Source organism: Desulfosarcina sp. (genome assembly GCF_041551955.1).
In the GTDB taxonomy this organism is placed as follows: Bacteria; Desulfobacterota; Desulfobacteria; order Desulfobacterales; family Desulfosarcinaceae; genus Desulfosarcina.
In genome coordinates, this window is sequence record NZ_JBFELV010000170.1 from 1 (window position 1) to 9,678 (window position 9,678).

Below are 9,678 nucleotides of genomic sequence, written 5' to 3' on the forward strand. Positions count from 1 at the left end.
CTATGCGGTGTGAATTCGTACAAGTTGAGACTTTCGCCGTAATCGATCGCCCGCAGTCTGAAAGGAGAGGCAATACTATGTGGATTCAATATGGTTTGGTGCTGCTCGGATTCGTTTTGCTATATTATGGTGCCGAATGGCTCGTCAAAGGATCTTCAAACCTTGCCCGGAGCCTGGGGGTAACACCGCTCGTCATCGGCTTGACCGTCGTCGCCTTCGGGACGTCCGCACCGGAGTTGGTGGTAAGTGCTGTTGCGTCCATCCAAGGAAAGAGCATGATTGCCGTGGGAAATGTCGTCGGCAGCAATATCTGCAATATTGCCCTTATACTGGGCTTGGCCGCCTTTTTAATGCCGATTACAAGCGACAAATCCGTCGTCAGGCGGGACATCCCGCTGATGATCGCCATTTCGGTATATCTGCTGCTGATTTCGATGAATTCGACGATCGGCAGGCTCGAAGGGATTACCCTGTTTGCGGGGGTGATCGTTTACACGATCTATAATTACCGGATCTCAAACACGAACAGCACCGTGGTTCTGGTTGCAGAAAACGGGACGACGGTAACCGCCGAGTTGCCTGCTGGCGGCGAGGAATTGTCGGATATCGGGATCGTCGAGTCGAAAACCAAGCAGATCCTTCTGATCATTGTTGGAATCGCCGGCGTGATCGTCGGCGCCCAGGTACTCATCCATGCCGTAGTGGTCGTCATGAAGGAGTTAGGTGTCAGCGAAAAATTTATCGGGCTGACCATCGTGGCCTTTGGGACCTCCCTGCCGGAACTGGCGACCTCGGTTGTCGCCGCGATGAGAAAAGAGATGGACATCAGCATCGGAAACCTGATCGGAAGCAATGTGTTCAATATTCTCGGCGTAATTGGATTGGCCGCCATGGTAAATCCGATCACGATTCCCGGCGGATTTTTTGAAAGCGGGTTGGTCATCGATTACTGGGTGATGATCGCTATCGGTGGCATCACATGGTTGATGATGCAAAAAAGATTTATGGTTTCTCGTATCTCCGGCTTTACCCTTTTATGCTGTTATGTCGGATACCTTGCTTATTTGATTCCACACGCCTGACATCGGCTGCCGGACGTGAGGATGTTGCCTTTTCAAGCACCCATTAAAGCCGCGCCCGATGGTTGGGGCGCGGCTTTTTCTTGGCTTCCCTTTACACCCTGGCAAAAAGCCCGACACCTCCCCCGCTTCTGTGGGTGTCATGCTCTCCCGATTTTATAAAATATTGATCTTTTTTAGATAGTTATTCACAGTTAACCGATGATGTGGAAATGGCACGTCCATTGCTCTATGATTTTCAGGGGTGAGAAATCATCATTTAAAATTCAAAAGCTATATAGAAAGGAGCGTCCCATGACACAGAAAATGAAAATCATGGCGGCCGTGGATTTGTCCGACTATTCCGCGACGATCGTGCGTTACAGCGTGTGGCTGACCATGCGGCTTGACGCCGACCTGGTGCTGGTCAACGTGATCAATCAGCGTGATCTGGACCTGGTTCAGCGAACCATGACCGGTTATGAGGCCTTCTCTTTTCCGAACTACCTCACCGAGCAGGTGAAGACTCGCGAAACCCAGATGAAAGCGATCATCGAAGGAGTTTATCCGGACATGGTCGATTGCAGCTATCTGGTCCAAACCGGCATTCCCTACCGGGAACTGCTCACGGCGATCGAAAGCGAGAAGCCCGGCCTGATGGTGGTGGGCACCAAGGGCCGCAGCAACCTGGCCGACGTGGTGGTCGGCTCAACGGCACGCAAACTGTACCGCCGCTCGCCCATACCGCTGTTGACGATACCGGCGGGTTTTAGCGAATTGCCTTGAGAAGAATACCACGGATAATTTATCCCTCTGCCCGCGCTTTGCGGCACGGAAGAGAGGGAAAGGAGGAAACCATGCTGATCAGATACTGGATGAGCAAGCCAGTGGTAACCATAGAAAAAGATGACGCCATGCAACGAGCGGCCACCCTGATGAAGGAAAAACGCATCCGGTTGCTCCCTGTGGTCGACAAGGGCAAACTTTGCGGCATCCTCAGCGACCGTGACCTGAAGCGGGCATCGGCGTCGGATGCCACCAGTCTGGATGTGCACGAACTGCTTTACCTGATATCAAAAATAAAGGTCGCCGACATCATGACCCGCGATGTGGTCACCGTGCATCAGGACTGGACCGTGGAAGAGGCCGCGGACCTCATGCTGGCGCGCAAGATATCCGGCGCCCCCGTGGTGAACGATCAAGGCCAATTGTGCGGGGTCATCACCCAGACGGATCTGTTCAAGGCCACCTTGTACATCACCGGTCTGAAAAAGAGGGGATTTCACCTGGCTTTCGTGCTGGAGGACACCCCCGGCTCGATCATGGAAATCGTCAATGTGATCCGGGAATTCGGCGGACGCATGGCCAGCATCCTCTCCACCTACGAACGGGCGCCGACGGGATACCGCAATGTCTATCTTCGATTCTATGGTGTTTCCCGGGAAAGAATCGATGAGATGCTGAAAATTCTAAAGAACAAGGCCAAACTGCGCTACATGGTGGATCACCGCGAAAACAAGCGAATCCTATTTAACAACCAATTAAAGGAGGCATAAGCATGAAAAAGGCAAAATTGGTGTTTTTCATCATCATCGGGGCTTTCCTGGCGGCGTGGGCGGTTTCCCCGGCGGCTGCCGCCGGTGTTGAAAAAAGGCTGAAGCTCTACAGCTCCAATCAGGTATACAAAGCCTTCGACCAGCAGCAGGTGGAAGCTTTTTCCAAGGCCACCGACATCGAGGTAAAAGTTAAAACCGCCAGTTCAGGCTCAAGTTTGTATGCTTTGATGGGTGGGTACTGTGATATCGCCAGTACGGCAAGAGCGATGGACCGCAGGCATCATGATTACGGCTTTCTTCAGGTTCCCTTCTGCCGGGATCCGATAGCGGTGATCGTTAACCATAATTGTGGCGTCGACAACCTTAGTGAAACCCAGCTTCAGGATATTTTTAGCGGCAGCGTCAACAATTGGAAACAAGTGGGTGGACCCGATCTTGAGATTACCGTCATCGTACCGTCCACAGATACAGCCGCCAATAAAAACTTCCGTCGACAGGTAATGAAAGACAGAGATATTGAATTTGATTTCATGGCCCATGACTCCACCATGGCTATTGAGGCGGTGGCACACTTTCCTTGCGGCGCTGTCTCGTTCATCTCACGGGGTGCAGCCTCTCATGAAAAAGCCGTCAAGGCTGTCAATATCGACGGAAAGTCCCCGACGGACAAGGATTATCCCTATTTCCAGACCTTTTACTATGTGACCCGGGCTGAATCATCTGATGCAGTCAAGCAGTTTTTGGACTTCACCTTCACCGATGAGGCACAAAACATGATCCGGAAAAACGGGATGATTCCGATTGAAAGATGAGTGCCGCACGATTGGGGGAAAGGACCATACGATCCGTTGAGGTTGGAGTACGATCATGAGCATTGAACAACTTGACTGCATGTTTCACCCCACGTCCATTGCCGTTGTCGGCGCTTCAGACCGTTCAGGGTCGGTGGGACAAGCGGTGATGCGCAACCTGATCGAAGGCGGATTTAAAGGTCCTGTCTACCCGGTCAATGCGCGACATCCGCTGGTCATGGGCAAAAACGCCTATAGCGCCTTGAGCCACATCGAGACGCCGGTGGATTTGGTCGTGGTGGCAACCCCCATGGAGACCGTACCGGAGATCATCGCCGATTGCCGACGAATCAAAGCCGCCGGCGCAGTGGTGATCTCTGCGGGCGGTAAAGAAACAGGCGAACGCGGCCGACAGCATGAGGCACAGATCTATCAGGCCGCGGCGGGCGGCGAGGTCAGAATCATCGGCCCCAACTGTTTGGGTATCATGTGCACGGCCGCCCGGCTCAATGCCAGCTTTGCCGCCCGCATGCCCCTTGAGGGCAAACTGGCCTTCATCTCCCAAAGTGGCGCCATCTGTGCGGCCATTTTGGATTATTCGGTAAAAGAACATATCGGCTTCAGCCATTTCATCAGCCTGGGATCCATGCTGGATGTGGATTTCGGAGACATCATCGACTATTTAGGTGGCGACCCCAAGGTCAGCAGCATCATCATGTACGTCGAGAACCTGACCCGCCACCGCAGCTTCATGAGCGCGGCCCGGGCGGTGAGCCGGGTCAAGCCCATCATCGCCTTAAAGGCGGGCAGGACCCGAGCCGGGGCGGTCGCGGCGGCTTCGCACACCGGTGCCATGGCCGGCGAAGATGCGGTCTACGATGCCGCCTTCGAGCGGGCCGGCATCGTTCGGGTCAAAACATTCGAAGAACTTTTCGACGCGGCGGAAATCCTCTCCCGCAAGGGCCGTTCCCGTGGGCCCGGGCTGTCCATCCTCACCAATGCCGGCGGTCCCGGTGTCATGGCTGCCGATGCATTGGTCGACTACGGGGCGGAACCCGTGGCCTTGTCGGCGGACACCATCGACCAGCTCGACGCCGTCCTCCCCGAATACTGGAGCCGCGGAAACCCTGTCGATATGCTCGGTGATGCCACGGCGCAACGCTATGCCGACGCAGCCCGGGTGCTGCTCAAGGCCCGCGAGGTCCAGGGACTGCTGGTCATGCTGGCCCCGCAGGCCATGATCGATGCCACCGAGGTTGCCCGGGTCCTTTCCGAACAGCTCCAAAACGCCAGCATGCCGGTGCTTACCTCCTGGCTGGGGGGTATGGATGTGGAAAAAGGACGGGAGCTTTTCAACCAGGCCGGTATCGCCACCTTCGACACCCCGGAGCGGGCCGTGCGTGCGTTCATGAACCTGCATCGCCATGCACGCGACATCGAAATGCTTCAACAGATTCCACCGCGGCTGTCCACCCGCATCCACGTGGATCGGGCGGCTGCCGGCCGCCTGGTCGAAAACGGCCTGGCATCCGCCAGCGGCCTGCTCACGGAAACGGAAGCCAAAGCCCTGATCGCCGCCTATGGCATCCCGGTGAATCCAACCACTGCAGCTGCTTCCGCCGATGAAGCGGGTTCCATGGCACAAGACTGTGGTTTTCCGGTGGTGATGAAAATACTTTCCCGGGACATTACTCACAAATCGGATGCCGGCGGCGTCGCTTTGAATCTGAAGAACGCTGACGAGGTAAAACAAACCTTTACCCATATGGTCACCAACGCCCGCAGCGCCTTCCCCCAGGCTAAAATCGACGGTGTGACCATTCAGCCCATGATCCAAACACCGGACTGTGAATTGATTCTGGGCGTCAAGAAGGATGCGGACTTTGGCCCGGTGATTCTGTTCGGCATGGGAGGCGTGCTGGCCGAACTGCTGGACGACCGTGCCATCGCCCTGCCTCCCTTAAACCGCCTGCTGGCCGCCCGGCTCATGGAAGGCACCCGCATCGACCGGCTGCTCAAAGGCTATCGCAACCACCCACCGGCCGACCGGGAACGCCTGGAAGAGGTGTTGATCCGCCTTGCCCAATTAACCACCGATTTCCCGCAGATTACCGAACTGGACATCAACCCGATGGTCATCCAAAACGGCCAGCCGATCGCCGTCGATGCCCGTGTGGCTCTCAAGCCGGCGTCGGTCCAGGCCCCGATGCATCTGGCGGTCAGCCCCTATCCGGCCCAGTATGAATCTCGGGTGAACGTGGCGGACATCGGCGAACTGCTGATCCGCCCCATCCGCCCGGATGACGCCCCGCTGCTGGTGGAACTGTTCGACACCCTTTCTCCCCAGAGCATCTACTACCGTTTCTTCTCTCCCGTGAAACAGCTTTCACCGACCATGCTGGCCCGTTTCACGCAGATCGACTACGACCGGGAGGTCGCCCTGGTGGCCATTTTGGAATCGGGTCCATCGGAAAAAATGCTCGGGGCCGCCCGCGTCATCCTTCAGCACAACCTGAAGGATGCGGAGTTTGCCGTCCTGGTGGGAGACCCCTGGCAGGGCAAGGGCATCGGGGCCAACCTACTGGCCACCTGCCTCAACATCGCCCGGGAGCGCCGCTTCAGAATCATCTGGGGGACCGTGCTGGCCGAGAACAAAGGCATGCTGTCACTGGGCCGCAAGCTTGGTTTCACCATCAAGCGCGGCGGTGGTTCCGGCGAATTCGATTTGACCCTGGACATGACCCAGTTGCCGCCCGGGGTCTCTTTTAAAGCCTGAACCACAGACGGTCTATCTGCATGCCGGACCTCATTCAGAGAATTGACCATGAGAAAAAGCAATACCATTCTCATCGCTGAACGAAATCCCAACATCAGGCGTTTTCTCAGACGCGAGCTGTCGGCCTGCGGATACCATGTCTTCAATGTCGAAAGCGCAAAGGAGTTGTTGAAACTGGTTTACAGCCGCAGCCGGATCGACCTGCTCGTTCTGGATCCTGATTTTCCGGGTATGGAAGCAATCGAGACAGCCAGTAAGATCGCCAACCGGATTCCCCAACTGCCGGTAGTACTCTTCTCCATACTGGGAAACGACGACATCTCGGCCTTTAATGCTGGAAACATCTTTCTGGTTGAGAAAAATGGCCAAAGCATCGACATTCTCAAAACAGTTATCCAGGATATTCTAAAGGATGAAGACATCCCCGCACCGTCTTCCCTAAAATTGAAGCGCTGACGCACGCGGCGCATGTCACCACGCCTTTAGGCTATATGCATCCTGCTTTACCGTACGATCAAGGGTGTTTTTTCTGACAATCAGGACAGATATGACTGCTTCTTTGGGCCACGACGATGCGCAGGATCGTGCTTCCGCAGCGCGGACAAGCCTTGCCCGTGCGGCGAAAGACGTTGAGCTCGTCGGCGTTTCCCCCCGGCCGGTTGCCCGGCAGGTAAAAGTTGCTCTTGCCTTTGCCCAGGGACGTGCCCAGGTGCTTAAGCCCTTTGTTCAGGACATGCGGAATCGCCCGATGCAGGTTCCCGGCCTCATGAACGGTGAGCGATCGGCTGGTGCGTTGTGGATGAATCCTGGCACCCCAAAGGGCTTCATCGACATATATATTGCCAAGGCCGGCGAGAAAATGCTGGTCCAGCAACAGTGGTTTGATCTGGCGATTCGTCGTCTGCAGCATCGCCGAAAACCGTTCGACAGTAAAACTTGCTTCCAACGGTTCGGGGCCCAGTCGGTCCAGAATCTTCTCTGGCGCGGCGGTCAGCCAAATACGACCGAACTTGCGGGTGTCCTGGAAGCGCAGGGTATGGGTTTCGCCAAGGACCAGGATCACATGCTCATGTTTGTTGCGTGGCTGGTCCCGGGGCTCCCAGTTCAGCCGTCCGGTCATGCGCAAGTGGATCATCAGGGTCAGGCCGGCGGACAGATCAAACAGGATATATTTACCGCGGCGGGTGATCTGCCTGATCGTTCGACCGTTGATTGCCCTGCAGAAGTCCGCAGGGTCGGGTTCGGCGATGGTTTTGGCCCAGTACACCGCTGCACCGGAAATGCGGCGACCGGGGATGATCTTGCGGCGCAGGGCATCGACGACGCTTTGGACTTCGGGTAGTTCAGGCATGGCGGGGATCGGCGCTGGCGCGATAGCGTCTTTGCGTTGATGTTAACATGCGTATGGTTTCTATATATAACCGTTAGGACAGCCGTGCGGCGCTTCGTCCCGCTAGCCAGCCGGTTGAGAAGGCCGCCTGGAGATTGTACCCACCGGTATCGGCCTGTATATCGATCAGCTCTCCGGCAAAAAAGAGTCCCTTTGTTTTCCGGGATTGCATGGTCCGGGGGTCAATCTCTTGCGTGTCCACGCCTCCAGCGGTTATAATCGCCTCGGAAAAAGGCCGGCATCCTGTTACTTCCAGCCGTAAATCTTTGAGCCAGGTCCGAAGACGCCTGCGTTCGTTGGCAGAGATATGGCAGGCCGTGCGCTCGGCAGGAATATCGATGCCATTCAGGCACACCGGAACCATTTCCCGGGGGATCAGCCCCCGCAAAAGGCTGCTGATTGGCTTGGTCCCCTGTGAAGCAATGTCGCGCTGAAGACGCGCATCCAGTTTTTTTTCATCGAGCGCGGGCTTGAGATCGATGGAAAAGACGACTTTGTGCCCGCTGTTCAAGCTGTCGACGGCCCCACCGCTCAGGGTAAGAATCGATGGTCCGGTGATGCCGAAGTCGGTGAACACGACCTCACCGAAATGCTCCCTTTTCTTCCTGCCGTCGATCAGCATGCGTGTATTGACGTTGCGAAGATTGAGTCCGGCCATCTGTTTGGCGTCGCCGCCGGATGTGACCAGCGGGACCAGCGCCTGGCGGACCGGGATTACCCTATGCCCCGCGGATTCGGAAAGGCGGTAACCGTCTCCGGTTGAGCCGGTAGCCGGATAAGAGGCCCCTCCTGCAGCAAGAATAACGGCATCACAGGCGATTTCCCTGCCCTGGGAAACTACACCCGTAATGCGTTCATCATGGATCACTAATTTATCAACGGCAGCGGAGTGGAAAATCCGGACCCCGGACGTTTGACTCCATCGCACAAGCGCGCGATGCACATCCGGCGCTTTGCCGCTTGCCGGGAAAACACGCCCGCCTCTTTCCGTAACCAGCTTCAGGCCCCGTGCATTGAAGAACGCCATGAGTTCGCCGTTGAAAAAGCGGGCAAAGGCTTGACGAAGAAAAGGGCCCGTTTTGCCGAAATGGCCAATAAAGTCTGATACATCGGCAATATTGGTGATATTGCAGCGGCCCTTTCCGGTAATACCAAGCTTGAGGCCGGTCCGTTGCATTTTTTCAAGCAGACGCGTATCCGCGCCGGCTCCCGCCGCCTGCCCTGCAGCCATTAATCCTGCCGGACCACCGCCGATGACAATGACTCGTCGTGCTTTCATAATCGACTGTTCTCTTGAACAGCTATAGCGAGCGAACTATAAATCGCTTTTTTTCTTACGTTGCTGCGCAGCACTGCCGTAACAGGCAGAGCATTCTCCACGGCTTGCCGCGGGGAGACTTCAATTTTAATCTGCAGACAGGTCAGCACTGGATTTTGTTGCCATCATCAAATAACATTTACGATTGAGTTTGCCGGTAGTCAACCGAGTCAGGCTATCCCCCACGTTTTTTTATTTGAAGGCGCCGAGCGTATTCCTTGTATTCCTGTTTAATTTCATCCGGAATTTCCAACCAGTCACAATCGCGTATGGCACCTTCCAAGGCGTAAAGGTATGCTGCGTTAAAATCACCATAGGAATCACCACTGGCGTACATTTTTTCAAACGCCTTTTTTGCGCCCAACTTTTTCAGCCCCTCAGGAGTGTCGATTCGGGCCTCAATTAACTTTTCCGCCAGCTTGGGTCCCACATTCCGGAGTTGTTTGGCTAATTCCCTCACTCGTTTTTCCGTTGACATATCTTTTCCATGAATACGTTGTTTAGGTTCGACACGAGCTTAAGAGGGAGATGAAGGCAACCGGCTGATGCCCATGAATCCGCCCTCCACCAGGTTGCAGTCAGAAGCCAGCCGAACAGACAAACGACAATCAACAGTTCGACGGCGATAGACAGAAACCCCGGTATATTGAGTTCATTAAGTTCGACGTAGTAGGCAATGCCAGTGCCGGCAAGCATCAGCATCGACAGGACAAAGCACGTCGCCCACTTGCGCATAAAGTCCCTCGCAACGCGATGGCGCCGCATTGCGTCGCACTTCAGTCGTGCGAG

Annotated in this window: 10 protein-coding genes; 6 read left to right on the forward strand and 4 right to left on the reverse strand. The window is 55.6% G+C overall.

Annotated elements, in window-relative coordinates; genetic code table 11:
- The first annotated feature begins 77 nt into the window (after positions 1 to 77).
- The 6 genes from ABYV26_RS13765 (at position 78) to ABYV26_RS13790 (ending at position 6,637) form a co-directional block, all read left to right on the forward strand.
- Complete coding sequence (locus tag ABYV26_RS13765) at positions 78 to 1,082, forward strand: calcium/sodium antiporter (protein WP_372681908.1); 1,005 nt, start codon at positions 78 to 80, stop codon at positions 1,080 to 1,082.
- Positions 1,083 to 1,373: 291 nt separating this feature from the next.
- Positions 1,374 to 1,844 carry a universal stress protein gene (locus ABYV26_RS13770; protein WP_372681910.1) on the forward strand — a complete coding sequence of 157 codons (471 nt, stop codon included), beginning with the start codon at positions 1,374 to 1,376 and terminating at the stop codon, positions 1,842 to 1,844.
- A 71-nt stretch (positions 1,845 to 1,915) separates the two neighbouring features.
- Positions 1,916 to 2,614: a CBS and ACT domain-containing protein gene (locus ABYV26_RS13775; protein ID WP_372681912.1), complete on the forward strand. Its 699-nt coding sequence runs from the start codon at positions 1,916 to 1,918 to the stop codon at positions 2,612 to 2,614.
- Positions 2,615 to 2,616: 2 nt separating this feature from the next.
- A complete protein-coding gene (locus ABYV26_RS13780; protein WP_372681914.1) occupies positions 2,617 to 3,426 on the forward strand; it encodes a substrate-binding domain-containing protein in 810 nt (269 codons plus the stop codon).
- 55 nt (positions 3,427 to 3,481) lie between these two features.
- Positions 3,482 to 6,181 carry a GNAT family N-acetyltransferase gene (locus tag ABYV26_RS13785; protein ID WP_372681916.1) on the forward strand — a complete coding sequence of 900 codons (2,700 nt, stop codon included), beginning with the start codon at positions 3,482 to 3,484 and terminating at the stop codon, positions 6,179 to 6,181.
- Between the two features lie 48 nt (positions 6,182 to 6,229).
- Complete coding sequence (locus tag ABYV26_RS13790; RefSeq protein WP_372681918.1) at positions 6,230 to 6,637, forward strand: response regulator; 408 nt, start codon at positions 6,230 to 6,232, stop codon at positions 6,635 to 6,637.
- A gap of 58 nt (positions 6,638 to 6,695) precedes the next feature.
- On the opposite strand, the gene mutM is transcribed toward ABYV26_RS13790, so the two are convergent.
- The 4 genes from mutM to ABYV26_RS13810 form a co-directional block, all read right to left on the reverse strand.
- Positions 6,696 to 7,532, reverse strand: a complete 837-nt coding sequence (gene mutM / locus ABYV26_RS13795; RefSeq protein ID WP_372681920.1) for a DNA-formamidopyrimidine glycosylase — start codon at positions 7,530 to 7,532, stop codon at positions 6,696 to 6,698.
- Between the two features lie 73 nt (positions 7,533 to 7,605).
- Positions 7,606 to 8,850, reverse strand: a complete 1,245-nt coding sequence (locus ABYV26_RS13800; protein ID WP_372681922.1) for an NAD(P)/FAD-dependent oxidoreductase — start codon at positions 8,848 to 8,850, stop codon at positions 7,606 to 7,608.
- 214 nt (positions 8,851 to 9,064) lie between these two features.
- Positions 9,065 to 9,367 (reverse strand): TfoX/Sxy family DNA transformation protein, encoded by a 303-nt coding sequence (locus ABYV26_RS13805; protein WP_372681924.1) that lies wholly within the window; start codon positions 9,365 to 9,367, stop codon positions 9,065 to 9,067.
- Positions 9,346 to 9,678: hypothetical protein (locus tag ABYV26_RS13810; RefSeq protein ID WP_372681926.1), on the reverse strand; the 333-nt coding region annotated here is incomplete at its 5' end. The genes ABYV26_RS13805 and ABYV26_RS13810, both read right to left, overlap by 22 nt.

What these genes read in the sequence shown, in the direction of transcription:
- ABYV26_RS13765 (WP_372681908.1), top strand. Translation starts at nt 78, where the DNA reads ATGTGGATTCAATATGGTTTGGTGCTGCTCGGATTCGTTTTGCTATAT.
- ABYV26_RS13770 (WP_372681910.1), top strand. Translation starts at nt 1,374, where the DNA reads ATGACACAGAAAATGAAAATCATGGCGGCCGTGGATTTGTCCGACTAT.
- ABYV26_RS13775 (WP_372681912.1), top strand. Translation starts at nt 1,916, where the DNA reads ATGCTGATCAGATACTGGATGAGCAAGCCAGTGGTAACCATAGAAAAA.
- ABYV26_RS13780 (WP_372681914.1), top strand. Translation starts at nt 2,617, where the DNA reads ATGAAAAAGGCAAAATTGGTGTTTTTCATCATCATCGGGGCTTTCCTG.
- ABYV26_RS13785 (WP_372681916.1), top strand. Translation starts at nt 3,482, where the DNA reads ATGAGCATTGAACAACTTGACTGCATGTTTCACCCCACGTCCATTGCC.
- ABYV26_RS13790 (WP_372681918.1), top strand. Translation starts at nt 6,230, where the DNA reads ATGAGAAAAAGCAATACCATTCTCATCGCTGAACGAAATCCCAACATC.
- mutM (WP_372681920.1), bottom strand. Translation starts at nt 7,532, where the DNA reads ATGCCTGAACTACCCGAAGTCCAAAGCGTCGTCGATGCCCTGCGCCGC.
- ABYV26_RS13800 (WP_372681922.1), bottom strand. Translation starts at nt 8,850, where the DNA reads ATGAAAGCACGACGAGTCATTGTCATCGGCGGTGGTCCGGCAGGATTA.
- ABYV26_RS13805 (WP_372681924.1), bottom strand. Translation starts at nt 9,367, where the DNA reads ATGTCAACGGAAAAACGAGTGAGGGAATTAGCCAAACAACTCCGGAAT.